At 52.8% G+C, this 464-nt stretch carries 1 protein-coding gene; it reads right to left on the reverse strand.

Annotated features, from left to right (window positions below):
• Window positions 1–464: ribonucleotide-diphosphate reductase subunit beta (locus ACI77I_RS32175; RefSeq protein WP_407000239.1), on the reverse strand; the 464-nt coding region annotated here is incomplete at both ends.

A 464-nucleotide genomic window follows, 5' to 3' on the forward strand; every position in this document is an offset into this window, starting at 1 on the left:
CCGGTTTGATACTCGATCACGCGGGTTTCGAAGAAGTTTTTCTCTTTCTTCAAGTCCATGATCTCGCTCATCCACGGGAACGGGTTGGTGGTGCCCGGGTATTCTTCTTTCAAGCCGATCTGCGACAGACGACGGTTGGCGATGAACTTGAGGTAGTCCTCCATCATTGCCGCATTCATGCCGAGAACACCGCGCGGCATGGTATCGCGCGCATATTCAATCTCCAGCTGAGTCCCTTGCAGGATCATCTGGGTCGCTTCTTCCTTCATTTCAGCATCCCACAAATGTGGGTTTTCGATTTTGATCTGGTTGATCACATCGATACCGAAGTTCAGGTGCATCGACTCGTCGCGCAGGATGTACTGGAACTGCTCGGCCACGCCGGTCATTTTGTTGCGACGGCCCATGGACAGGATCTGGGTGAAGCCACAGTAGAAGAAGATGCCTTCCAGGACGCAGTAGTA

This window comes from Pseudomonas sp. D47 (assembly GCF_045447305.1).
Taxonomy (GTDB): Bacteria; Pseudomonadota; Gammaproteobacteria; order Pseudomonadales; family Pseudomonadaceae; genus Aquipseudomonas.